Source organism: Methanobrevibacter sp. YE315, from assembly GCF_001548675.1.
GTDB lineage: Archaea > Methanobacteriota > Methanobacteria > Methanobacteriales > Methanobacteriaceae > Methanocatella.
This window is the reverse complement of the sequence record NZ_CP010834.1, coordinates 928,577-950,964: the sequence shown is the minus strand read 5'-3', so window position 1 is coordinate 950,964 and position 22,388 is coordinate 928,577. Positions and strand designations below refer to the sequence as shown.

Annotated in this window: 28 protein-coding genes and 1 tRNA gene; 2 read left to right on the top strand and 27 right to left on the bottom strand. The window is 35.1% G+C overall.

Translation table 11 applies throughout. The annotated features are described in order from the left end of the window. Window positions 1-13: 13 nt before the first annotated feature. The 13 genes from TL18_RS10650 to TL18_RS03985 all read right to left on the bottom strand — a co-directional run bounded on the left by TL18_RS10650 (window position 14) and on the right by TL18_RS03985 (window position 9,059). On the bottom strand, window positions 14-145 hold the full coding sequence (locus TL18_RS10650; RefSeq protein ID WP_082706360.1) for a DNA-directed RNA polymerase subunit P: 132 nt from the start codon (window positions 143-145) through the stop codon (window positions 14-16). 3 nt (window positions 146-148) lie between these two features. After that, window positions 149-418 carry a 50S ribosomal protein L37Ae gene (gene rpl37A / locus TL18_RS04040; protein ID WP_067041681.1) on the bottom strand — a complete coding sequence of 90 codons (270 nt, stop codon included), beginning with the start codon at window positions 416-418 and terminating at the stop codon, window positions 149-151. A gap of 259 nt (window positions 419-677) precedes the next feature. Beyond that, on the bottom strand, window positions 678-2,162 hold the full coding sequence (guaB, locus tag TL18_RS04035; protein WP_067041678.1) for an IMP dehydrogenase: 1,485 nt from the start codon (window positions 2,160-2,162) through the stop codon (window positions 678-680). Window positions 2,163-2,175: 13 nt separating this feature from the next. After that, a complete protein-coding gene (locus tag TL18_RS04030; protein ID WP_067041675.1) occupies window positions 2,176-2,889 on the bottom strand; it encodes a (5-formylfuran-3-yl)methyl phosphate synthase in 714 nt (237 codons plus the stop codon). Window positions 2,890-2,991: 102 nt separating this feature from the next. Then, window positions 2,992-4,194: an LUD domain-containing protein gene (locus TL18_RS04025; RefSeq protein ID WP_067041672.1), complete on the bottom strand. Its 1,203-nt coding sequence runs from the start codon at window positions 4,192-4,194 to the stop codon at window positions 2,992-2,994. Next, window positions 4,184-4,852 carry a (Fe-S)-binding protein gene (locus tag TL18_RS04020; protein WP_067041669.1) on the bottom strand — a complete coding sequence of 223 codons (669 nt, stop codon included), beginning with the start codon at window positions 4,850-4,852 and terminating at the stop codon, window positions 4,184-4,186. The genes TL18_RS04025 and TL18_RS04020 overlap by 11 nt, the downstream gene beginning before the upstream one ends. Window positions 4,853-4,855: 3 nt before the next feature. Beyond that, complete coding sequence (locus TL18_RS04015) at window positions 4,856-5,203, bottom strand: DUF2304 domain-containing protein (RefSeq protein WP_067041666.1); 348 nt, start codon at window positions 5,201-5,203, stop codon at window positions 4,856-4,858. 8 nt (window positions 5,204-5,211) lie between these two features. Further along, entirely contained in the window at window positions 5,212-5,916 is a 705-nt protein-coding gene (locus TL18_RS04010; protein WP_067041665.1) for a glycosyltransferase family 2 protein, read from the bottom strand. A gap of 10 nt (window positions 5,917-5,926) precedes the next feature. Beyond that, a complete protein-coding gene (gene ribC, locus TL18_RS04005; RefSeq protein ID WP_067041664.1) occupies window positions 5,927-6,385 on the bottom strand; it encodes a riboflavin synthase in 459 nt (152 codons plus the stop codon). A gap of 134 nt (window positions 6,386-6,519) precedes the next feature. Further along, window positions 6,520-7,353 carry an ATP-binding cassette domain-containing protein gene (locus TL18_RS04000; protein ID WP_067045398.1) on the bottom strand — a complete coding sequence of 278 codons (834 nt, stop codon included), beginning with the start codon at window positions 7,351-7,353 and terminating at the stop codon, window positions 6,520-6,522. A gap of 1 nt (window position 7,354) precedes the next feature. Then, window positions 7,355-8,050 (bottom strand): cobalt ECF transporter T component CbiQ, encoded by a 696-nt coding sequence (gene cbiQ / locus TL18_RS03995; protein WP_067041663.1) that lies wholly within the window; start codon window positions 8,048-8,050, stop codon window positions 7,355-7,357. Between the two features lie 46 nt (window positions 8,051-8,096). Next, window positions 8,097-8,384, bottom strand: coding sequence for an energy-coupling factor ABC transporter substrate-binding protein (locus TL18_RS03990; RefSeq protein WP_067041662.1), 288 nt, complete (start codon window positions 8,382-8,384; stop codon window positions 8,097-8,099). Between the two features lie 9 nt (window positions 8,385-8,393). Beyond that, entirely contained in the window at window positions 8,394-9,059 is a 666-nt protein-coding gene (locus TL18_RS03985; protein ID WP_067041661.1) for an energy-coupling factor ABC transporter permease, read from the bottom strand. 198 nt (window positions 9,060-9,257) lie between these two features. On the opposite strand from TL18_RS03985, the gene pyrF reads away from it, so the two are divergent. Both pyrF and TL18_RS03975 read left to right on the top strand, forming a co-directional pair. Further along, window positions 9,258-9,905 carry an orotidine-5'-phosphate decarboxylase gene (pyrF, locus tag TL18_RS03980; RefSeq protein ID WP_067041660.1) on the top strand — a complete coding sequence of 216 codons (648 nt, stop codon included), beginning with the start codon at window positions 9,258-9,260 and terminating at the stop codon, window positions 9,903-9,905. Window positions 9,906-9,991: 86 nt separating this feature from the next. After that, window positions 9,992-10,237, top strand: coding sequence for a DUF5654 family protein (locus tag TL18_RS03975; protein ID WP_231483665.1), 246 nt, complete (start codon window positions 9,992-9,994; stop codon window positions 10,235-10,237). Window positions 10,238-10,282: 45 nt separating this feature from the next. On the opposite strand, the gene TL18_RS03970 is transcribed toward TL18_RS03975, so the two are convergent. From TL18_RS03970 to TL18_RS03905, 14 genes are all read right to left on the bottom strand, one after another. Next, the gene (locus tag TL18_RS03970; protein ID WP_067041659.1) at window positions 10,283-10,810 is read right to left on the bottom strand and encodes a hypothetical protein; all 528 of its coding nucleotides are present in this window, start codon (window positions 10,808-10,810) and stop codon (window positions 10,283-10,285) included. After that, a complete protein-coding gene (locus TL18_RS03965; protein ID WP_067041655.1) occupies window positions 10,811-11,734 on the bottom strand; it encodes a deoxyhypusine synthase in 924 nt (307 codons plus the stop codon). A 15-nt stretch (window positions 11,735-11,749) separates the two neighbouring features. Beyond that, window positions 11,750-12,652 (bottom strand): CBS domain-containing protein, encoded by a 903-nt coding sequence (locus TL18_RS03960; protein WP_067041652.1) that lies wholly within the window; start codon window positions 12,650-12,652, stop codon window positions 11,750-11,752. A 128-nt stretch (window positions 12,653-12,780) separates the two neighbouring features. Then, window positions 12,781-13,770, bottom strand: coding sequence for an ATP phosphoribosyltransferase (locus tag TL18_RS03955; protein WP_067041649.1), 990 nt, complete (start codon window positions 13,768-13,770; stop codon window positions 12,781-12,783). 67 nt (window positions 13,771-13,837) lie between these two features. Next, on the bottom strand, window positions 13,838-15,886 hold the full coding sequence (locus TL18_RS03950) for a cation-translocating P-type ATPase (protein ID WP_067041646.1): 2,049 nt from the start codon (window positions 15,884-15,886) through the stop codon (window positions 13,838-13,840). Between the two features lie 405 nt (window positions 15,887-16,291). Continuing rightward, window positions 16,292-16,417: a hypothetical protein gene (locus tag TL18_RS11250; protein ID WP_255354680.1), complete on the bottom strand. Its 126-nt coding sequence runs from the start codon at window positions 16,415-16,417 to the stop codon at window positions 16,292-16,294. 16 nt (window positions 16,418-16,433) lie between these two features. Then, window positions 16,434-17,561, bottom strand: a complete 1,128-nt coding sequence (locus TL18_RS03940) for a TIGR04083 family peptide-modifying radical SAM enzyme (protein ID WP_067041640.1) — start codon at window positions 17,559-17,561, stop codon at window positions 16,434-16,436. Window positions 17,562-17,563: 2 nt separating this feature from the next. After that, a complete protein-coding gene (locus TL18_RS03935; protein WP_067041637.1) occupies window positions 17,564-17,773 on the bottom strand; it encodes a TIGR04165 family Cys-rich peptide in 210 nt (69 codons plus the stop codon). Between the two features lie 78 nt (window positions 17,774-17,851). Beyond that, window positions 17,852-19,075 (bottom strand): aldo/keto reductase, encoded by a 1,224-nt coding sequence (locus TL18_RS03930; protein ID WP_067041634.1) that lies wholly within the window; start codon window positions 19,073-19,075, stop codon window positions 17,852-17,854. Window positions 19,076-19,080: 5 nt separating this feature from the next. Further along, a complete protein-coding gene (locus TL18_RS03925; RefSeq protein WP_067041631.1) occupies window positions 19,081-19,758 on the bottom strand; it encodes a glycosyltransferase family 2 protein in 678 nt (225 codons plus the stop codon). Window position 19,759: 1 nt separating this feature from the next. Next, window positions 19,760-20,728: an NAD(P)-dependent oxidoreductase gene (locus TL18_RS03920; protein ID WP_067041628.1), complete on the bottom strand. Its 969-nt coding sequence runs from the start codon at window positions 20,726-20,728 to the stop codon at window positions 19,760-19,762. A gap of 1 nt (window position 20,729) precedes the next feature. Then, window positions 20,730-21,581, bottom strand: a complete 852-nt coding sequence (gene galU / locus TL18_RS03915) for a UTP--glucose-1-phosphate uridylyltransferase GalU (protein ID WP_067041625.1) — start codon at window positions 21,579-21,581, stop codon at window positions 20,730-20,732. Window positions 21,582-21,705: 124 nt separating this feature from the next. Continuing rightward, window positions 21,706-21,789, bottom strand: a tRNA-Leu gene (locus TL18_RS03910). 59 nt (window positions 21,790-21,848) lie between these two features. Beyond that, window positions 21,849-22,262, bottom strand: coding sequence for a DUF371 domain-containing protein (locus tag TL18_RS03905; protein ID WP_067041622.1), 414 nt, complete (start codon window positions 22,260-22,262; stop codon window positions 21,849-21,851). Window positions 22,263-22,388: the final 126 nt, after the last annotated feature.

Below are 22,388 nucleotides of genomic sequence, written 5' to 3'. Positions count from 1 at the left end.
TAAAAGCAGATGATTATCTTGCTTTTATTATTCTAGTGGTTTCTGGAACATTTTTAAATAAAATCCTATATCTGCATTTAGGACATTTATTTTCCATGTAGCTTTTGTGGTCTACTTCTGCTCCACAACGTGGACACCTGTACAAGGCTTATTCCTCCACTTTAATGTCTCTTATACTGCGTGCTGCAGATTTTGCCATAGGAGTTTGTGGGATGTAAGCTCCACCAGTAAATACTGCACCACATTTTCTGCATTTCCAAATTCCAGCAGCTTGTCTTTTTACATAAGGTCTAGCACATTTAGGACAAACATGGTCTTTTTTCATGTTTTCTTCAATAATCTTTACAGATCTTTTTGCTTTTCTTCCGTATCTTGCACCGAACCTTCCTGTGATACCAACTTTTTTAGTTCTTGCCATTTATATTCTCTCCGTAATAATAAAATTTAATAAAATGCAAATTTATTTAATTTGCATTGATTATCTAATAATCATAAAATAATCTAATATGATAATATTATACTAACTAATATTTAAAGGTTTGCTAAAAATAAGTAATTTTAAGAAAAAAACACTAAATTAGTATAAAATATAAAAGTTTTGATGAGAAAAATCAATTTCCTATAAATCATTATGCCTCATTACGATTCTCATCAAAAAAATATTAAATAAAACCTAACTATTCAGGAGGTGAATAATTAGGGCTTTCATTAGTAATTAACAAGTCATGAGGGTGGGATTCCTTAATACCGCTGCTTGTAATCCTAACGAATTGTGCTTTTTCCTTCATTGCACCAATATTTTCAGCACCGCAGTATCCCATAGATGATTTCAATCCACCAACTAACTGGAATAAGATTTCTGCAATGGTTCCTTTATATGGTACAGCGCCTTCAATTCCTTCAGGAACATACTTTGTATGGTTCATTTTACTTTTGGAACCTTGGAAGTATCTGTCTGCTCCACCATCATACTCACTGGTCATTGCACCCATGGAACCCATTCCACGGTATTTCTTATATTGCTTACCATTCATTACAACAATATCACCAGGAGCCTCTAAGGAAGCTGCAAGCAAGTTACCAAGCATAACTGCATCTGCACCGGCACCAATAGCTTTTGCAACATCACCGGAATATCTGATACCACCGTCAGCAATTACAGGAACTCCTGCATCTGCTGCAGCATCGGCAACATCTGAAATAGCTGTTAATTGTGGTACTCCAACACCTGCAACAATACGGGTGGTACACATTGAACCTGGACCTATACCTACTTTAAGTGCATCTACACCCATTGAAATTAAGTCTTCAGCAGCTTCAGCGGTTGCAATGTTTCCTACACATAATTCAGCATCAATGTTATCTTTGATTGTTTCGGTGAATTTAACTACGTTCATGTTATGTGCATGAGCACAGTCAATTGAAATGATGTCGGCACCAGCCTGATCAAGTGCCATTGCCCTGTCCAAATCAAATGGTCCGCATGCAGCAGCAACCAAAAAGTTGCCGTCTTTATCACGGGCCGCTTTTGGATATTGAGCATGATTCAAAATATCTTTAATGGTAATAATTCCTACCAATTTGCCATCATGAACAACAGGAAGCCTTTCCACCTTGTTTTCATAAGCGACATTCAATGCTTCTTCAGCTGAAATGCCTTCCTCAACAGTTACGACATCAGAAGTCATGATGTCTTTTACAGTTTTATGAGGTTCTGATTTTAAGACTGGCCTGATATCCCTTTTGGATATAATACCAATGATTTCATCACCTTCAACAACTGGAAGGCCGCTGATTAATTCATCCTGCATTTTTGCTTGGACTTCAGCAATGGTAGAATCTTTAGAAATGGTTACAACATCACGAATAGTTAAATCTTCAGCGTTTTTGACTTTCTTAACTTCTTCAACCTGTCTTTCTTGAGTGATATTTCTGTGGATTACACCGACACCACCTTCCTGTGCCATAGCTATCGCAAGGTCTGCTTCGGTAACAGTGTCCATAGCAGCACTTAAAACAGGGATGTTCAGTTTAATTCCTTTACCTAACTTTACAGTAATATCAATATCCTTTGGTTCCACATAACTTGCGTTAGGAGTCAAAAGAAAATCATCAAAAGTATAAGACATTCTTGCTTCTTGAACCTTTTTTGAAAATGACATAAGTAACACCTGATTAGAATGAATCACATAATTCTTTAAGCTCAGCTACGGCAGTGTGGTGTATTTTACCGGTATTTCTGTCACCGCCAATGCAAGCGGCACCTCTGATACCCACAACATCACAGCCGATATCATGCAATGGTTTTAATTGTTCTTTTTTAACTGAACCTGCAAGGGCAGTCAACAAACCATAGCCGTGAGCTTCTTCAACAAATTCTTTTAATTGATCAATATCTAAATAATCAAATAATGTATGACCGTCTTTGACTGCAGTATCAAGCATAGCTAAGTCGCATCCAGCATCTTTTGCCACTTTTGGAATTTCCATAGGATCAACTGCACCTACACGGTGAGCATCAGCATAACCTGCAGCTACAATAATAGTATCTTCACTAACATCTTTTACAGTTTTTACAACATTTTCCATGACTTCAACAGCTTCATCATGGTCTTTTGTTCCATATAATCCAACTTTGATATAGTCTGCTCCGGAAACGTGAGCCCCCATTGCTGCAAGAGAAACAGTACCCGGTTTGTAAGGCACGTCACCTAAAGTAGCGCTGACAAGCTTGTCTTCAGGAGTTAATTCCCTAATTTCTTTAATAACCCATGGGAAATTAGCGCCTAAAGAACCTTCCTTAGGATTTTTCACATCAACAATATCTGCTCCGCCTTTAATTGATTCAAGAGCTTCTTCACGATTTATAGGACTTATTAATAGAAGCATATATTTCCTCCAATAAAATATAATTTTATAATATAATAATATTACTTCTTTATTATTTATAAATATTATTGATTTTTAAAAAAAAATAATAAAAACAGAAAATTAATAAGGTGAATCATTTTTTGAAACATTATCCTTAATCACACCATGAGCCTTCGGATAGAAACCAACATCGGTTGACAATTTTCTCATGTTCTCGATAATTTCATTGGTTGGAATGGCTACGGGACAGTTCAAAGTGCATAATCCGCATAGAGTGCACATGTAAAGGCCTGAATTAAAACAGGTTTCATCATCTTCTATGAATTTTGACATTGCAACTCCCCTACCTCCAAGATAATTGTTGAATCCGAATTCGTTTCCAACTGCATTATATACCGGGCAGTGGACAACACAGTTTCCGCAACCTATGCAATAAAGGCATTCCGGAGTTGCATTGCTTCTTCCGTTATCCAACAATATTACAAATACCTTTTCAGCACCATACATATTTTTCAAGAGCTTTTTTTCTATATCGGCTGTTTTTGAAGGTCCTGAAACTACATTCATATATGATGTCACATAGCTTCCTGTGGCAAATATTGTTTCAAGCTTTACAACTGAGATTGCGTCCTCTAATGTAGGCACTATTTTATCAATTCCAGCTACAATTATATGCAAATCTTTAAGGGAAACTATTGAAATATTGCCCTCATTGTGCACCATTACAAGAGACCCCTCTTCGGAGGCCATTGCATTAGCTCCACTTATACCTACATTTGCACTTTCAAGACGTTTTAGCACATCATGCCTTACGGTTTCCATGATTTCCCTCGGAACAGGACTGACGTTAACATCCAATGATTCGTTTACGATATCTGTGATATTTGATATATTCAAATGAGATGCAGGACCTGTTGGATGAACTGGCTTATTGTCAGTTTTTTTAAGCTGCAGAATCCTGTCTCCCAAGTCTGTTTCAACAACATCAATGTTTTCACCGGCCAAATGCTTTTTAAGATTGATTTCGCCTAAAGTATTAGATTTGGCCTTTGCAACAGTAGTGCACCCATATTCATCAAGTAAATCATCGATAATTTTTAAAGCATCTTCGGAAGTTTTGGCAAATTTGAAATCAATGTCGTTGCGTTTAAAGGATTCGCAAAGCTGATTGAAGAGCTCTTCATTGTTTTCAATGGAGTATTCCTTGATTTCACGAACTCTGGATATCAGTCTTTGGGTGGATGGTGATTCCTTAATGGAGTTTGATCTGCTTTTGACTGTATTGAATGATTTTCTCATTGTTTCAAGTTCACTATCTTTCATCCAAATCACCATATTTCACTAAAAATTCAGTTAAATCAAGTACTTCCAAATCATCATTTTCCAAATTAAGTTTGCAGAATGGGCATGGAGTGATTAATGTCTTGCATCCTGTCTTTTTTGCCTGATTAATTCTTAATTTTGCCATTTCAGATGCAATTTCAGGATAGGCTGACTTAACACCGCCACCGGCACCGCAGCATATACTGTTTTCGCGAATGTTTTCCATTTCAACAAGATTTGAAACTGACTTAATCACATCTCTCGGTTCGTCAAACACATCACAATGGCGCCCCAGATGGCATGAATCATGATAGGTTACATCCAAATCATTTTTTGATAAACTTAATTTGCCTTGCCTAATCAATTGGTCAAGTAATTGGGAAATATGAACTACATCCAATCCTTCATAATCTTCTTTTAAGGTTTTATAGCATCCCGCACAGGAAGTGATGATTGTTTCACCTTCAAGAATCTCAGTATTCTTTTCAATCTGCTCTTGAGCTTCCTTTAAAAATCCTGTCCTGAGCAAAACTGATCCGCAACACTTTTCATCATCCAGGATATGATAATCAACACCTGCCAATTTCAATAGCTTTTCTGTTGCAGACTGAATATTCGGCAATTTCTCTCGTGCAGTACAACCCCTAAAATACAACATAGACTATTCCTCTTTATCATCAAGGGATATTTCATTGTTTAATGCTACTTCCTTAACGATCTTATTAACATCATCTTCCAGTTTATCCATTTTAGTGTATAGCTTGAAGATTGTGTAAACTAAAACTGCAAAAACAATTATAATTATAAAATCCAAACCACGGGTTATACCAAATAAGCGAGCAAATGAATTACTGAAGTTAGGGAAAACTGCAAATAAACTAACTAAAATCCAGAAAATGGTCCATAATATGGTTGTAACTAAAGAATTTTTCTCTTTTAAGTATCTGACTAAAAACCATACAATAGCTATGATTGCTATTATTGGAAATAAAATTGAATATAATAACATTTAATCACCTAAAATTGATGTCTAATCATTTGAATTAAAATTTTAAATGCAACTGTCACGTTTGTTCCTTTTGCTTGAGTTTCAGGAGTGTAGATTGTTCTGATTGGAACCTCTTCAAATGGAATATTATTATCATTAACTTCCCGTATGAATTCGGAAGAAATAAGATATCCTCTGGCATTGATATCAATTTTTTTCAAAGCATCAATGGTTATTGCCCTGAAACCTGTTTGTGAATCGCTTACATCCACTTTATAAAATATCTTGGTCAAAATATTCATGATTGCATTTGCAATGTTTCTGCTTAATGGCATGTCCTTTAAAGGCCTTACTCCAATTACCGCTTGAGCCCTGCCGGTCACCAACGGTTCCAAAACGTTTTCCAAATCATTGGCATCATGCTGACCGTCCGAATCCATATTGACAATATATTTTGGATTGTATTTCAAAACTGCATCAAAGCCTGTTTGCATAGCTACGCCGACACCACGATTAATGATATGTGAGTAGATGAAGATACTTTTAGGATATTTCCTTTGAGATTCCTTAACAACCTCCAAGGTATTGTCTGAAGAACCATCATTAACAATGACCATTTTATAACCTTTTTCTGCAATTTCTTCAATTACAGGATGGATTCTTGTTGCTTCATTATATGCCGGAAGAATGACATATGTTGCTTCCTTATCTTCCTTTGAAATTTCAAATCCCATTTTTCACCTTTTATAATGGTCCTGCATCTTCTTTTCCTTCACGCATTCCCATTCCAGCTTCTTTTCTCATTGCTTTTCTGTGATACATCATCTTTATTAAGTTTTGCGCATGTTCGCGTGCCCTGTTTTCTGCAAGTTTGGCAAGTTCAACAGGATCTTCCTCTTCATCTTCATGGACAAACACTTCAAGAATATGTGTATTTGTCATGAGCTGTGCATTAATAAGGCCTGTTGATGCCTCATGAGCACACATCTTATCCTTTTCCATAGGCCCAGGCATTCCAAGCGCCATTACAATATCACAGTTTTCTTCTTCAATGAGAATTTTAGCAGTTACTGGCAAATCCTTTACACCAGGAACAGTTTGTCTGATTATTTTTAAATCATAAGCATTGTTTTTAAGCTCGTCAATAGCTGCAGCAGCCATATCAAATCGAGCAAAAGTTGTATCACAAATTCCAATTCTCATAACTTCACCTTATAAAAAAAATATGTTTTTATTAATATAAATGTTTAATCAATTATATAAAAATATTATAAGTATTATCACAAGTAATACTTTGAGTGATGAGATTATGAAAAATTACTGAAATAAAAAAAAAATTAGTTTTTGTTTAACAATTCCAAAAACTTATCCTTAGCTTCATCAATTGTTAAAGGATAATCCCCTTGCATGTCAAAGCCTTCATCCTCAAGCTGCTGGAATAAGTCAGTAACAATAGGAACCTTTAAATTAGCTTGTTCCAATATTTCAGGCTTTGCAAAAATCTCCTTTGGAGTTCCTTCGCCAATCAGCAAACCGTCAACCAATACAAAGACCTTAGTTGCATAATTAGGAACTAAATCAACTTCATGTGTTGAAATTATAATTGTAATCCCTTCATCATTAAGCTCATTCAGTAGTTTTGACAAATCGACTACACCCTGCGGGTCAAGACCTGCAGTAGGCTCATCCAAAACCATCACTTCAGGTTTCATTGCAAGAATTCCTGCAATCGCCACCCTTTTCTTTTGTCCTCCACTTAAATGATGAGGAGCTGTTTTTTCGAATCCGGACATTCCAACACGGTCCAAAGCCTCTTCAACTCTGTCTTGAACTTCCTCCATGGATAAACCCAAGTTCAAAGGTCCAAAGGCAACATCCTCTTCGACTGTAGGAGCAAAAATCTGGTCATCAGGATTTTGAAATACGATTCCAACTTTCTGCCTGAATTTAAGCAGGGATTTCTTATCATATTTTAACTCTTCACCATCAATGAAGACCTGGCCTTCATCCGGTCTGTAAATTCCATTCAAATGAAGAAACAAAGTTGATTTACCAGCACCATTTTTACCTAAAAGAGCTACCATTTCACCCCTTTCGACTTTAAGGCTGACTCCCTTAAGTGCTTGATAATCAGAATTATAGGAATATTTAACATTTTTTACTTCTAACATTTCAATTCTCCTTTTTTCTTGGTTCATATACCGGAAGTTCTCCATTATAACCTCTTGAATCTAAAGCAAACTGCAATGTTTCACTTTTATCCAGAGATCTTAAAAATATTGTACTTGCAAGAGCTCCTAAAGATTTGAATGAAGACCAATAGGTGTTATATCCTAGTCTGGTATCCTGAGCTTTCTGCATTGTATCGATTTCATTCAAGAATATGAAAATTGTATTATACATCAAAAGAGCAATTTCTATCATTACTTTTGGAACTTTTAAAGTTCTTAAACAATTTAAGATTTTTGCAATTGGTGTAGTGAGTGCTAAGAAACCTAAACAAGGCAGACATCCCATTACACGCATAAATGTATAAACGGCATAATGCCAGGAATCTGTTGTAACTACAATACCCCATATTCCGGTTTCATAAATAACATCCCCCTTTCCAAAGAAGAACATTAAAAAAATACAAGTTATTACAAGAAATGCCATTGGAAGTGACAGAAATTTCAAATAAGATTTATAATTGATCTTAGCAATAGCTAAAATAACAATGGACATTACAATAAAAATGAATACGTCAAAATACAGATTATCGAGTGCTAATGTAACAATTAACAATATTATTGTTAAAAACAATTTAAAATAAGGATTAGTTTCTGTTAAATTATTATGATGCGCAATATAATCCATATCAAATTTCATAAAACCACTTAATCTCTAAAAAAAGAAAAAAAATAATAAAGAAGAATTATTCTTCTTTACCTTGTCCTCTCCAGTAACCGAAGAAGTAACCAATAATGATTGCTCCAATAGCTGCTTGAAGAGCGAATAATAAGCTTTCTATTTCACCACTAGGTGGTTCCCATATTGAAGAAAACCATGGTTCAAAACCGGTTTTTTCGATAGCTTCACCAGCTGCATCGTCTGCTCCGCCGAAGTAACCATCATCTTCACCATGACCACTAAACATTATTAATGGTGCTACAAACAATATAATACATACAACTGCTAAAATAATTAAAGTAGATGTTTTCATATAATCACCTTATGCTTCATTTGGAGCTAATGCACCAAGTTTATCTAATAATTTTGGTTTGTAAGCTTTTAATCTATCCCAGATAATTACTGTTAAAATACCTTCACCGATAGCTAATGGAATTTGAGTAACTGCAAAGATAGTTAAGAAGTTTGTTAATGCGCCTGCAAAAGTAGGAGCCGGGAATGCAAAAGCTAATTGGAATGAAGTAGCAACATAAGTTAATAAGTCACCTAAAAATGCTGCAAAGAAAATAGCAATAGTAGAAGATATATTAGCTTTAGTTAATCCTTTGTATACAAGCCATGCGACTACAGGACCTACAATACCCATTGAGAATATGTTTGCACCTAAAGTAGTTAATCCACCGTGAGCAAGTAAAAGTGCTTGGAATAAAAGTACGATAGTTGCTAACACTGCGGTTACAGCAGGACCGAATAATGCTGCACCTAATCCGTTACCACAAGGGTGAGAACAACTTCCAGTAACAGAAGGTAATTTCAAAGATGATAAGATGAACATGAATGCTCCGCTTACTGCGAGTAAAGCTTTGGATTCAGGGGTTTCATCTACGATTTTTTTGATTTGATAAATACCAAATGCAACAACGGCGAGTGATATGACGAACCATATGATACACCATGTTAATGGTAAATATCCTTCCATAATATGCATAAATAATTTCCTCCAAATAACCTATCAAAATAAATTGATAAAATGGTCAATAAAAACTTAATTATAATTAAAATTTTATAAAGTTTTATTGATAATGATATTATATAGTTTATTATATATAAACATTATTAGTAATAACTTAAACAAAATTTAGGCGAACCTAATAAAATTTATAATCAAATCAAAAAAGTAGATAACATGAACATAAAAAATAACCTAATTTTAGCACTTGACGTAATGAGTGAAAATGAAGCTATTGAAATCTGCGACTCAATCAAGGAATACATTGACACAATCAAAATAGGATATCCACTAGCACTTGCCGAAGGTCTTGAAATAATCAATAAGTTAAAGGACAAATTCGGATTTAAGGTAATTTGCGACTTCAAGGTAGCCGATATCGATGCAACCAACTCCAAGATATGTGATGAAACATTCAAAGCGGGAGCCGATGCAATCATATGCCACGGCTTTGTTGGATCAGACAGCGTACAGGCATGCCTTGACATGGCAAACAAACATGGAAAGGAACTGTTTCTGCTTACTGAAATGTCACATCCCGGAGCCAAAATGTTTCTGCAGAAGAATGCTGAGGCAATAGCTCAAATGGGAGTTGAAATGGGAATTGAAAACTATGTCGCGCCAGCAACCAGACTTGACAGATTATCAACTATAAGGGATATTGTTGGATGTGAAGCCTATATCATATCACCCGGAGTTGGAAAACAAGGCGGAGACGGTAAAAAAACCTTGGAATACTCAGATGCAATCATTGTTGGAAGAAGCATATACGAAGCCGACAATCCGAAAACTGCATGTGAAAATTTAATAAAATCACTGAAATAAGCTAAAGTTTTTAAATTAAAAGAAATAAATATAATAATGTTCTTATAATCTGGGAACTAAATAAATTTTAAATGGGGTGAAAATTTATGGCAAACGAAGTAACAAAAATGATTATGGAGACAGTTTTAGCATTGATTACAACTGCATTCGCATTTGTAGCTGGTGAAGCATGGAACAGTGCGATTCAAAAATTAATTGAATCCTTCGTAGGTACTGGAGATGCTATTCCTAGTTTATTAATTTACGCTGTCATTGTAACCATAATAGCAGTAATCGTTACCGTACTCATTGCTAGAATTGCAGGCAAAATGGGCGTAGAAACTGACGAATAAACAAAAAATAAAAGGAATTTCATATTCCTTTTTAACTTCTTTTTTTTAATTGAACTTTTCAAAAACAATTCCTGCGGTTTCATAAGCTATTTCAAATGCTATGAAGCATAGGAATATCCAAATATCAAATACACCACAAATAGCTAAAATCAAAATAACAATTTTCATTACAAACCTATATTCAAAAAACAGATTCAAAAACCTATTATTGGTGAATTTAGAAACCAATTCATGGCCAACTTCATCAGAAAATGCCGCTAAAATACAGATTAGCAAAACAACCAAACTTAAATCAGGAATTCCCCAGATTACACATATCACTACAAATACAAGTAATGTAATTATATGATGAATCCCATCTATTTTAAATGCCAATAAGTTGCCTATAAGGATGGCTATGAAAATATAGGCTGCATCAATATTATAGATAAATGCACTGGCTGAGGCTATAGCACATAAAACACCAAAAACACATGCAAACTTCAAATCATGGTTAACATCGTATAAATCATCTGAATATTTCATGAAAAATCCAGACAGTAAAAATAAAATCGCTAAAATAATATAACTCATCTAATCACTGTTAATTTTATCTAATGCCGCTGCATAAATCAACGGGAAAATAACTGTAACATCACCGACAACACTGGCAAGGCTTGATCCGCATCTTGCTTTTGCCCATGATTTCGCTTCCTCTAAAGGTGCTCCGCCTAAACTGCCCGCTTCAGGCCTATCCATAGTAATCTGAATAGCTGCATCAAGTCCTCCTTTAATTACATTTGATGCCAAGGTGTAATGCTTTGTAAGGCCTCCTCCCAAAAGGATTGCTCCGACTTTTTCAGATTCAAAAACTATATCTGACAAATAAGGCATATCGCCAGCGGCGCTTACTGTAAAATCATGGTCCTGTGTAAAAATCCAAAGCTGAAGACCCATCATCGAATCAATTAAGCCCGGTGCAAATATTGGAACATTATTTCTTGCGGCTGTTGCAACAAACGAGTTTTCATCTTCGACCAAAAGGCCTATTTCATATAATAATTCCTGAATGGAGATAATCTTCTTTTTGGAAGCTATCTTTTCAAATATCTTTATGATTTTTGTCTCAAAAATTGTAAAATCATCAGAGCCAACATTAATGTCAGCGATACGACCGATTCCTTCCTCATTCAGTTCTTCATCATCCTTTCCTTCATGACGATAATGGGCTCCTCCAAACGCTTCAACAAGGTCGTGTGTAATATTTGCTCCGCTTGATACAATCAAATCGACATGGCCTTCCCCAATCATTTTAGTTACGATGTTTCTCATTCCACCGGGAATTAAAGGGCCTCCCAAACTCATGAAGACACTCATATCCTCATCCTGTATCATATCAGATAAGATATTGCATGCGCGTGCCACTCTGCCAGCGCCCAACACACCTGATTCATCAAATTGATTGATCAAATCGGATATTTTCATATTACTTTCTACATTAATCTGGTTAACTTTCATTAAATCACATTATAATTAGTTTGTAATAATTGGAAATTGTTCTAAATTGGTAATTATGTTAATCAAATCTGTTCTTGTTACAATTCCAAGCAGGTTTTGGTCATTATCAGCAACGATTAATCTAGAAATGCCTTTTTTAAGCATGACTTCAATGGCATTAGCTATTTTCAAATCCTCATTTACAATAACGACATTTGTTGACATTAAGTCTCCTACAGATAAATTTTCCCTATCATTTGCAATAGCTTTAACAAGATCTGTCAATGTGAATACTCCGACTACCTTTCCATCTTTCATAACTGGAGCCCCATCAATCTCATTAAGTGCTAATCTTTTTGCAGCTTCCTTAATAGAGCAATCTAAAGAAAATGAAATTACGTCCCTACTGGCAATTTCTCCAACAGTCTGTTTAGGAATGCTTCTGATAGTCTTTGTATCAACTAAAAGAATGTTATCCATATCGTCACGACCTACAATTGTACCCATTACTCCCAAATTGTTAACGGGTGTAGGGCCTATGCTTATTGTATCTCCTAAATTCAAGTCTTTGATACTTCCTAAAACCTTAATTGCCGCTTCACATTCGCTAGGTTGTGGAACGCTTGTAAATTCAATTCTTGCAACTGAAATATCTTCAATTCTTTTGCCGTTTTTATAGATTGGTACTTTTGAATCCTGATCTGAAACTGATATGTTTAGGGAATGATAAGCTTCGATAGTTGGCTTGTATCCACCTCTAGGCCCCGGCACTCCCTTTACCAAACCTAAACTTCTTAATGATTGCATCTGGTTACGAATTGTTCCGGGATTTCTTCCCATAACCTCAGCAATATCTTCACCTTTAATAGATTTACCGTTAGATGATTGGTATAAATTTATTAAGGTTTGTAAAATTTCTTTTTGAACAGATGTTAACATGATTAATCCCCATCAAATTATATAATATATAATTTATATAAGGTATACTTTATAAATTTTACATTATTTATCATGATGATTCAAATTTGAATTTGAACAATTTTAAAAAAAAAGAAATGTTGAAATGATTATTCAACAAGTTGTTTTAAATCATTTCTGATAATTGAAGTTGCATCAAAACCTTTAATGGCATCAACCATTTCCGGGAATTTGGCCTTAGGGATTAAAACGTTGATTTGTGAAAAATCAGACCCTGGAGTGATTGTAGGTTCATCAGCACAAAGTTTGTTGTCAATTAAATAAGAAGAAACTTCTTCAATTTTGGAATTAGCGATGTTAAATTTAACATCAAAATATTTTTTAGCAGTAATGGCTCCTAAGAGTTGCTCATAAATCATTCTTGCTTTTTCAAGTTTTTCACCTTTGCAGCTAACGCCCGCATAAAGACCTGCAGATGAATGCAATATTGTTTCAATTTCTTTTAAACCAGCTTTCCTCAAGCTACTGCCAGTTTGAGTGTTATCAACAATAAAATCAGCACCTTTAGCAATATAAACTTCGGTAGCACCATCAGAGTTAATAACCTGCACCATCTCATTGTCACCGTCAGTCAATCCTCTAACTTGGACAAAAGGCACTGCATCTCCATAGATTTCTTGGTAAACTTCATTTTCCATGATGAATTTTCTAGTTAAATTAGGATATTCTGTGAAACATAAAATAGGAGTTTTTCTATCTTTATTTGCTCTAAATAACTCTGATAAATTATCATATGGAGCATCTTTAGGAACTGCAACTATCAAACGAGTCTTCCCATAATCCAAATCTCCAATCTTAATAGTATTGGTTTCCCTTAAAACTGATTCTTCTTTAACCCAATCTTCACCTACAATAGCAATATCAATTATTCCCCTGTTCAATTCTACGGGAGTGGATTGCGGGCGAGTAAGAAATGCGATAATGTCTTCGTCATTTAAGATTTCAATTTCATAAGCCTCATCGCCAGGTTCGTATCCTTTAACCTCATAACCTGCATCAACAAACAATTGATGAGTGTTTCCTCTTTTTACATTATTTAAACTTCCCTTTGGAAGTCCTAAAATTATCTTATCATTCATATTAATACCTACAAATAAGGTTATTCGTTAAACTATATATTAGTTTTGATGAAAAAAAAAGAAAAAATTAGCTGTGATAAGCCTCACAGCTTTGCCTATCTAATGCATGTTTGTGAGCATGCATATGCTTAATTCCATAATCTGTCTGGATTTCATCAACAATAACAATGCCTTCATGGGAATGTGAATGCTCTCCATCGTTGTGGAAGTGATAATGGGAATGTTCCACATTTTCCGTGTCGATTTTCTTAATTGAATCATCAAAGTGCCTATCATAGAGTAATGCTGCATTCAATACAACAAGGCAGGATCCTGCATTGTGAACAATAGCTCCTGTTACTGGATTCAATAGTCCTAAAACAGAACAGATTATTGCTACTGCATTTATTGTCATGGACATGGCAATATTTGCTTTAATTGTGAACAATGTTGAATTTGAAAGTTTCTTAAGATAAGGGATTTTTCCAATATCATCACCCAAAAGCGCAATATCTGCCGCTTCAATTGCAACATCACTTCCAACAGACCCCATTGCCACACTAACATCAGCAGTCTTTAAAGCAGGTGCATCGTTTACACCATCTCCAATCATACAAACCTTTTTACCTTCATTTTTAAGCTTTTCAATCCAATCGAGTTTCTCTTGAGGCAAAAGATTACCATACACTTTTCCAATACCAACTTGGGAAGCAAAATAATTGGCAGTTTCTGTGTTATCTCCTGTGAGCAATATGGTTTCAGTGCCTAAATCATGCAAGTTTTTAATCATGTCTTTAGAATCTTCACGTATTACATCAGACAATCCGATTAAACCAATTGTTTCCTCATTTAATGCAACGATGATTGAAGCTTTCCCTTCATGTTTAAGCTTATCCAATTGAGTTGAAATATTTACATCGATATTATTCTCTGATAGGAATTTGGAGTTTCCAGCATATACTTTACCATATGAATTTATACATGTAACCCCTTTTCCAGGATACATTTTAAATTCTTTCGGCTCTTCAATATCAATTTCAGCATCTTTTGCATTTGATACAATAGCTTTAGCCAATGGATGTTCACTTAATTTCTCACAAGATGCGACAATTTTTAATACATCCATTTCATTCAGATTATCCTTTAAAGAGATAACATCAGAAACTTCTAGATTACCATAAGTCAAAGTACCAGTTTTATCGAATACTAAAGTATTTAATCCTCCTAAAGTTTCGAGTGCTTCACCAGATTTGATTAAAACACCATATTTTGTTGCTTGACCAATAGCTGCCATAATAGCGGTTGGTGTAGCTAAAATTAATGCGCATGGACAGAATACTACCAGAACTGTTACTCCCCTTTCAATGTTGCCTGTCATTAACCAAGCTAAAATTGCAATTAATAATGCGATAGGAACCAGCCAAGTGGCCCACTTATCTGCAATTCTCTGTGTTGGAGCTTGCTTTTCATCAGCCGCTTTTACAAGATCAATTAACTTTTGAAGTGAAGAGTTTTCACCCAAACTTGTTGCCTTAACGTCAATTGCACCATACATATTCATGGTACCGCAGAATACCTCATCCCCCACTTCCTTATCAATCGGCAGGGATTCACCAGTCATAATTGACTGGTCAAGTGAAGAGGTACCTTTTATAATTTCACCATCAACAGGGACACTTTCACCAGGAAGAATTCTTAAAACATCCCCAATTTTTATCTCATCAACTGAAATAACCTCTTCTTTACCATTGACAATTCTTCTTCCTGTTTGTGGAGTCAAATTAATAAGATTTCTCAAACCTTTTTTAGCCCTTTCGACTGTCCAGTCTTCCAAAAGGGCACCTAAAGCCATAATCCATGCAACTTCACCTGCTGCAAATATTTCACCAATCAATAGTGATGCAACCATAGCTATTGCAATCAGTAATGCAGATGAAATCCATTTTTCACGGATTAACCTAGTCATCGCTAGGAGCAACATCGGAATCCCACTTATTATTACTGTTCCCCATGCGGGATTTAAATAAATTGGAGTTTCAATTCCAAAAATCATGAAAATAACTGCTATTAATAAAAATATACCTGAAATAATGGTCATTTTTAGTCCAAATAGGAAATCAGTTATTTCGTCAATCATATAAAACACCTCTAAGTATTACTTTTTTTAAGTTCATTTAAATACTCAGTATTACTCAAAAATTTTTTAATAGTCCTCCCAGAATTTTAAGACATGCAAAAAAATTAAATTCAGTAACCACCAAACAGCCAAAAAGTATTACTTTTTTTGAGTTCATTTAAATACTCAGTATTACTATAAGTAATTTTGTAAGAAATAATATATAAAAGTATTACTTTTTTTGAGTTCATTTAAATACTCAGTATTACTTTGGAAAAAATTAGTGTAAAGTATTTTTTGCAATTCAAAATACTTCATCAAGAATACTGTTCATTAGGCAAGATTTCCTCATGTCTGGCCTTTGAAAAAATAGAAAATAACCAATCTGCAAAATCATCAATTAAAAAAATAATATGAATAGAAATACTATTCATCCTCTTTCTGTTTAAAGTTTTGACATTCCTTAACATCCAATAATAGATGCTCATGAACCTTACATACAATTTTATACTTGTTTCTAAGCTCCAAATGTTGGCAATCATCACAAATCATATTATCAAAACCAGAGTTAAGGTTTCATAGCCAAATCCATAATGCTGAACGGTTCACCTTCTTTTCTTGGTTCGGATGCTCCCATTCCAAAGGCGGATTTAGCGAATTCCTTATTCATTCTTTTTGAAACTTCTCCAAAAATCATTTTATATGCTGTACATTGCGGATCAACTGCCTTCGGTGTTTGATATGCCACAATTGCATTGTAAGGACATCCTCCTTCACAATATTTGACATATCTGCACTTTTTGCAGTTTTCATCAACATAATCCCTGAATTCCATGAGCTTTGCCCATGCATCAGATGTTTTCAAATCATCAAAGCTTGGATTGTCAGCGACATTACCCAAAACATATTCAGGCATCCCAACAAATCTGTAACATGGATATATTGAACCGTCGGACCCTACTGCAAGGGTTGTTCCGATGCAATCTGCGAATGTGCAAAGTGTGCCTCTTCTTCTGAGTGCGCTTTTAGAGATATGGTCCAAATCCATTACGGTAAACTTATCCAAATCATAAAGGTATTTGTCCAACCAGTCAACAAGCAACTTGCCATGCTCTTCCTGGTCAAGCGCCCATGGATCTGCATTGTCTCCCCTTAATGATGGAAGAGCCGCATGAATCTTAAGATTCATCTTTTCGCTTTTAAAGAAATCATACAATTCATCAGAGAAATCCTTTGAATAATCAGTAACTGTCAAAACAAAGTTGATTATTAGCCCTTTATCCTTAGCTAACCTGAATTTTGTCATGGTCTTATCGAAATAGCCGTCTCCCCTTTGAAAATCATTGATTTCCTTCGGCCCATCAATACTTGTACTTACAACAACATCATATTTGATGAACAAGTCTATGAGCTCTTCGGTCAAAAGCCAGATATTGCTCTGAAGGGAAAATCCATCCAGATTAGGCAACTTAGACAATTTTTCCAAAGCTTCCTCATAAAAATCATAGCCTGCAAGAAGCGGTTCGCCACCATGGAAAGTGAAGTGAACATCATCATCCCTAAAATCGCCTAACCATGTAATAATCTGGTCAATGATTTCAATATCCATCATTTCTTTTTTATTTTCAGATCCCCAACAGTATTTACAATTTGATGGACAATTGAGTGTTGGAATAATCATTACGTGAAATGTCATTTTTATCCGTAAACTTTGTTTAATTCATTCAATAATTTCTTTTTCTCATCTTCGTCCATATCATCATTTACAAAGAAAATGTAACCACAATCAGAACATTTTACTGCATCCATTTCTGCATGTGCCCTGTGATTGTCCAATAATTTTCTTTTAGCCACCTTATCTTTTGAACCACATTTTGGACATGGAGCCAATAACTCTTCAAGTTTCATTTTTTCACCTTAATTAATATTGTATTTTTGAAGTATATAATTTTATAGATAGCAAAAAAATGATAGAATAAGAAAAAATCAGCGGTTTAAAATCCTTATTGCTTGCCTATAAAGTGGAAAACCGACATGCCTGACAAATGAAAGAATATATTTGACACCTGGAAATTCAAATTCCTTTTTAACTTTTTTCAATTCGCTGACAATATCCAATTTTTGAGGGCATTTCCTTAAGCATTTTCCACATCCATTGCACAATCCTGCACTGCCTTCATTACCCATAATGCCTCCAACATATTGATAATAATCAATTAAAGACTGGTTGATGAGTCCCTTATGGTTAAAGAGATATTTTTCATTATATATTTTCATGCATTCGGGAATATTAACCCCCTGAGGACACGGCACGCAATAGCCGCATGTTGAACAGTTAATCTTTAATGAGTTCCTCATTACCCTTTTTACAAGTTCAACCGTTTCCATATCCTCAAAGCTCATAGAAAGAGGAGTGGTTTTTTCTGCAATAGCCAAGTTTTCATTGAGTTGCTCAAAACTATTCATTCCAGACAATACGCATGTAACATTCCTATTGTTCAAAACCCATTCAAAAGCCCATTGAGCATTGCTTTTATTAGGATTTGCTTTTTTAAATATTTCTTCAGCCTCTTTAGGCATTTTTCCTGCTAAGATACCGCCCTTAAGCGGTTCCATTACAAAAACACCCATTCCTTTAGAAGCCGCATATTCTATCCCTTCCATACTGGCCTGCACATTTTCATCAAAATAGTTATATTGAACCATTACAACATCCCAGTCATAACTGTCAATTATAGCCTCAAATTCGTCTTTCGGCCCATGATATGAAAAGCCAACATATTTGATTTTTCCCTCAGATTTAATCTTATCAATAAATTTAATTAAATCCCTTTTGAATAATCGATTAATCGCCTTCAAGTCCACTGCATGAATAAGGTAATAGTCGATGCAGTCCAATCTTAACCTTTTAAGCTGTTCTTCAAAAATATTTTCCATATCATCATATTTTCTGACATTGATTGTTGGAAGCTTTGTGCAGATTTTAACCTTTGATTTGATTTCGTCAGTTAATATTTCGCCTAAAAACGATTCGCTATCACCATAGAGATATGCTGTGTCGATGAAATTAACGCCATTATCAATTGCATAATAGATTAGCTCTTTAGCCTTATCTCTGTCTATCTTACCATTTTTAAGAGGCAGCCTCATGGCTCCAAAGCCCAATGGAGAAATTTCCTCTCCAGTCTTTTTAATTAATCTATTCTGCATAATAATCATCTAATTATTCTAATAATCTTATCTTTAAAAATCTTAAGTAGAACACCAACGCCATGACTCACCGGCCCTTTGGTTGAAGAATTCTCAACATCATACCTTACGGTAATTGGAACTTCCAAAATTCTTAAATTGTTTTCAGCAGCATCAGCCAACATTTCGCTTTCTATTCCGAAACCAGGATCCCTAAATTTATAACAAGAAATAGTATTTCCGGAAAATGCCCTAAACCCGCTTTGTGAATCTGTAACATTTGTTCCTGCAGTGATGTTTGTTGCAATATCCAAAACCTTTTGGCCAACACGCCTATAAGCCGGCGTATTCTCATCAAAACCATTCAAATATCTGCTGCCATTAACCAAATCCGCTTTTCCATCAGTAATCGGTTTAACAAGCAAAGGTATTTCATCAGGATTATGTTGTCCATCGCCGTCAATAGTCACTACAATATCATAACCATTGACTTTAGCAAAAGCATCCTTTAGGGAAATGCCTTTACCGTAATTGGTGGGATGCCTCAAAAGGATTGCACCTGAATTTTCAGCAATCTGAAAAGTATTGTCGCTGCTTCCATCATCAACTACCAAAACATCATCTACATATTGAAACGATTTCTTTACAACACTTTCAATAGCCGCTTCTTCGTTAAATGCAGGAATAATGGCAATTGATTTCATATTATTCAATTCTATAGTAATCTTTCATCCATTCAACAGTTCGTTTGATGCCTTCTTCCGGAGGAATCTGAGGATCATGCTTTAAATCACGAATAGCTTTTGAAAAATCGATTGTTTTGACTTTTGTTGTGAATTCTTCGGCAGGTGTGTATGTTACCAATGAATCATCAATACCCACTGCATCCAGAACCATGTCAGAGTACTGCTTAATATCCCTTTCCCATTCCTGCTTACTTCCAACGTTGTATACTTCTCCAGGAATGAAGTTATCGATAATATTTGCAAAGGTTCTTACAGTATCCTCAACATAATCAATAATCCTTTTATGACCCATATGAACTGAATAAGGAAGGCCATGTAAAGCCTTATAAATGAAAATTGGTATGAAACCTTTATATGGTGAATAAGCTTCATGGGGGCCGTAACAGTTTACCGGCCTTACGCGGACGGTTTCAGTACCGAACATTGTTGCTGAATTCATGCACATCAATTCTCCGGCCCATTTGGAAATTGCATAATCATTCATCTGATAAGTTTGAGAAATCGGAACGTTTTCCATTACATCCTCACTCATTATTCCTTCATAATCTCCGTATACCTCTGCGGATGAAAATGAAATCATTCTAAAGCCCAATTTTTCCTGAAGACGTATCATATTCTTCAGGCCAATGACATTGGTTTCCCAGAGGTTTTCATAGTATCCTTCACCGTTCCAACGGCCATATTCAGCAGCCAGGTGATACACATAATCGAATTTATCGTTGTCTTCAAAGATTCTCTCCATTTGACGATAATTCCTGACGTCCCCCCTTACATAGCTGGAGTACTTATCAGAATATAAATCCGCTTCATTTTCATGATGCAACAAATCGACTGATAAAACCTCATGGCCTCTTGATTGGAGTTCATTTACCAGATTAGTGCCTATGAATCCACTGCCTCCAGTTACTAGGATTCTTTGAGTTTCCATTTTATTCACCATCTACAATTTCTTTCATGTACTGAATCAGGTTATCTTTAGATTCAGGATCATCCATTGCAAATTCGATTGAAGTTTTTAACCATTCCAAACGATTTCCAATATCGTATGTTTTTCCTTCAAAGGTATTTCCATAGATTGCATCCAGTTTAGACAATGCATCGGTGAGCTGGATTTCACCGCCAACACCAGGTTCAGTTTCATCAATCTTGTCAAAAATATCCGGTGTTAAAACATAACGTCCCATGATGGCTAAATTGGATGGTGCCTGATGCATTAATGGCTTTTCAACCAATTTGTCTATTTTATAAATGTCCTTTTCGACTTCAACACCCTTGATAATACCATATCTTTCAACTTTTTCCTTTGGTACTCTTTCAAGAGAGATTGCTGAAGATTCATATTTATCAAATACATCTATTAATTGTTTAGTGCAAGGAACCGGGCCTTTAGTGATTGAATCTCCCAGCATTACTGCAAACGGTTGGTCATTAATATGTTTTTTCGCACAATATATGGCATCTCCAAGGCCTTTTTGCTCTTTTTGTCTGACATAGCAAATGTCTGCCAAATCTGTGATTGCACGAACTTGCCTTAAACGATCATCCTTACCGGCACTTTGCAAAGTTTGCTCAAGTTCAAAGGATTTGTCAAAATGGTCTTCAATAGACCTTTTATTCCTACCGGTAACGATTATAATATCATCAATGCCTGAAGCTACCGCCTCTTCAATAACATATTGGATGGTAGGCTTATCATAAACAGGCAACATTTCCTTAGGTTGTGCTTTAGTAGCAGGCAAAAATCTAGTTCCGAAACCTGCTGCCGGAATTACAGCTTTCATAATTTATCACCATATAAATTTATATTAAATATGATTTTTATTTTAATCATTATAAATATATTAGCAATTTAAACCAAAAAACCGATAAAATAAGGAAAATCAATTAAGAATTAGTAATTAATAGTGCGGGAGACGGGACTTGAACCCGCGAAGGGACTGACCCACTAGGCCCTCAACCTAGCGCCTTTGACCGCTCGACCACCCCCGCATAAAACAAAAGTAGTTATAAAAAAATATATTTTTTACATTATATAAAGTTAACTATTTTTAGCACAATTTTATGGTAACTTCCATAATTTTCTCATTTTTTAAATCTTCAATCAGATTTTCATCAAGATCCCTTGCAGATTTATTCGCCTTAATCATCAATGTGCGGGAACAGGTATACTCACTGGTTCTGCAGACAATGTCAGTAGGATGGGTCAAAGTCAGATTTTCATGACCATATCCAACAATTTCATCATGCCCATTTTCAGTATCAAGTGTTACGACTACCCTGGTTTTGGAATTTGCTATTTTACTTTTAAACTCACTAGGAAAATCCAACATGGATTTATCCATATCCACACCAATTATGCAGTCTGCAGTAGGGCCAATTTCAGCGTCCTTGGTAATTTCAAAGGTTGACTTGTGAAATGATGTAACATTCTCATGGCCTTTTGTCAAAATCTTGAAAATCATAATTAATAATTAGTTAAAAAAATTAATATAATTTTTGATTGCATTTGCTTTAATATGCACTACATTATTTTAATAATATCAAGTGCAACTATTAAAATATTTATAAGGAAATATAAAAAAATGACT

Excerpts from the sequence above, each read along its gene's own strand:
- TL18_RS04015 (WP_067041666.1), bottom strand. The coding sequence starts at position 5,203 with ATGTTATTATATTCAATTTTATTTCCAATAATAGCAATCATAGCTATT.
- TL18_RS03960 (WP_067041652.1), bottom strand. The coding sequence starts at position 12,652 with ATGTTAACATCTGTTCAAAAAGAAATTTTACAAACCTTAATAAATTTA.
- TL18_RS04030 (WP_067041675.1), bottom strand. The coding sequence starts at position 2,889 with ATGCTTCTATTAATAAGTCCTATAAATCGTGAAGAAGCTCTTGAATCA.
- TL18_RS03930 (WP_067041634.1), bottom strand. The coding sequence starts at position 19,075 with ATGCAGAATAGATTAATTAAAAAGACTGGAGAGGAAATTTCTCCATTG.
- TL18_RS03965 (WP_067041655.1), bottom strand. The coding sequence starts at position 11,734 with ATGAAAGTTAACCAGATTAATGTAGAAAGTAATATGAAAATATCCGAT.
- TL18_RS11250 (WP_255354680.1), bottom strand. The coding sequence starts at position 16,417 with ATGATTTGTGATGATTGCCAACATTTGGAGCTTAGAAACAAGTATAAA.
- TL18_RS03920 (WP_067041628.1), bottom strand. The coding sequence starts at position 20,728 with ATGGAAACTCAAAGAATCCTAGTAACTGGAGGCAGTGGATTCATAGGC.
- TL18_RS03935 (WP_067041637.1), bottom strand. The coding sequence starts at position 17,773 with ATGAAACTTGAAGAGTTATTGGCTCCATGTCCAAAATGTGGTTCAAAA.
- TL18_RS04000 (WP_067045398.1), bottom strand. The coding sequence starts at position 7,353 with ATGTTAGAAGTAAAAAATGTTAAATATTCCTATAATTCTGATTATCAA.
- cbiQ (WP_067041663.1), bottom strand. The coding sequence starts at position 8,050 with ATGAAATTTGATATGGATTATATTGCGCATCATAATAATTTAACAGAA.
- TL18_RS03950 (WP_067041646.1), bottom strand. The coding sequence starts at position 15,886 with ATGATTGACGAAATAACTGATTTCCTATTTGGACTAAAAATGACCATT.
- pyrF (WP_067041660.1), top strand. The coding sequence starts at position 9,258 with ATGAACATAAAAAATAACCTAATTTTAGCACTTGACGTAATGAGTGAA.
- guaB (WP_067041678.1), bottom strand. The coding sequence starts at position 2,162 with ATGTCATTTTCAAAAAAGGTTCAAGAAGCAAGAATGTCTTATACTTTT.
- TL18_RS03990 (WP_067041662.1), bottom strand. The coding sequence starts at position 8,384 with ATGAAAACATCTACTTTAATTATTTTAGCAGTTGTATGTATTATATTG.
- TL18_RS03940 (WP_067041640.1), bottom strand. The coding sequence starts at position 17,561 with ATGACATTTCACGTAATGATTATTCCAACACTCAATTGTCCATCAAAT.
- ribC (WP_067041664.1), bottom strand. The coding sequence starts at position 6,385 with ATGAGAATTGGAATTTGTGATACAACTTTTGCTCGATTTGATATGGCT.
- TL18_RS04025 (WP_067041672.1), bottom strand. The coding sequence starts at position 4,194 with ATGAAAGATAGTGAACTTGAAACAATGAGAAAATCATTCAATACAGTC.
- TL18_RS03975 (WP_231483665.1), top strand. The coding sequence starts at position 9,992 with ATGGCAAACGAAGTAACAAAAATGATTATGGAGACAGTTTTAGCATTG.
- TL18_RS03955 (WP_067041649.1), bottom strand. The coding sequence starts at position 13,770 with ATGAATGATAAGATAATTTTAGGACTTCCAAAGGGAAGTTTAAATAAT.
- TL18_RS03985 (WP_067041661.1), bottom strand. The coding sequence starts at position 9,059 with ATGCATATTATGGAAGGATATTTACCATTAACATGGTGTATCATATGG.
- rpl37A (WP_067041681.1), bottom strand. The coding sequence starts at position 418 with ATGGCAAGAACTAAAAAAGTTGGTATCACAGGAAGGTTCGGTGCAAGA.
- TL18_RS03925 (WP_067041631.1), bottom strand. The coding sequence starts at position 19,758 with ATGAAATCAATTGCCATTATTCCTGCATTTAACGAAGAAGCGGCTATT.
- TL18_RS04010 (WP_067041665.1), bottom strand. The coding sequence starts at position 5,916 with ATGGGATTTGAAATTTCAAAGGAAGATAAGGAAGCAACATATGTCATT.
- galU (WP_067041625.1), bottom strand. The coding sequence starts at position 21,581 with ATGAAAGCTGTAATTCCGGCAGCAGGTTTCGGAACTAGATTTTTGCCT.
- TL18_RS04020 (WP_067041669.1), bottom strand. The coding sequence starts at position 4,852 with ATGTTGTATTTTAGGGGTTGTACTGCACGAGAGAAATTGCCGAATATT.
- TL18_RS03970 (WP_067041659.1), bottom strand. The coding sequence starts at position 10,810 with ATGAGTTATATTATTTTAGCGATTTTATTTTTACTGTCTGGATTTTTC.
- TL18_RS03905 (WP_067041622.1), bottom strand. The coding sequence starts at position 22,262 with ATGATTTTCAAGATTTTGACAAAAGGCCATGAGAATGTTACATCATTT.